Raw genomic sequence first — 326 nt, 5'->3', positions numbered from 1 at the left:
TGACAGGAGCAAACCTGGCGTATGCGACGAGGTAAAGGTCCACGTGCGCTGGCCGGACGGCCGGCAGGCAACCGTCTGCTTCTCGGAAGCCTACGGGTGCTCGGCGCTCATGAACTTCAAACACAGCTCCTAATAAGACTTCCTTGCTTTCAGCGGCCATTTTTGTAATCTCCACTGAACCTTTGTCTAACTGTTCGTTCTCTACTTTCAATGATAAGAAGGCGTTCAACGCGCTCAGCGCGGAACAGCGCGATGCGGTGCTGACGGCAAACAGCCAAGCTTATAACGATGCGAAGAAGTGGGGTGATGGCGGTGAGTACAGTCGT

Annotated in this window: 1 protein-coding gene; it reads left to right on the top strand. The window is 54.3% G+C overall.

What is annotated here, in order from left to right:
- Positions 1–143 precede the first annotated feature (143 nt).
- A partial coding sequence (locus ABGA94_RS06370; protein ID WP_375366701.1) for a hypothetical protein occupies positions 144–326 on the top strand: 183 nt, incomplete at its 3' end.

The organism is Stenotrophomonas sp. 3diitr2024, from assembly GCF_042136455.1.
In the GTDB taxonomy this organism is placed as follows: domain Bacteria; phylum Pseudomonadota; class Gammaproteobacteria; order Xanthomonadales; family Xanthomonadaceae; genus Stenotrophomonas; species Stenotrophomonas sepilia.
Note: the sequence above shows the minus strand (reverse complement) of the source record. Positions and strands in the feature narration are given on the sequence as shown.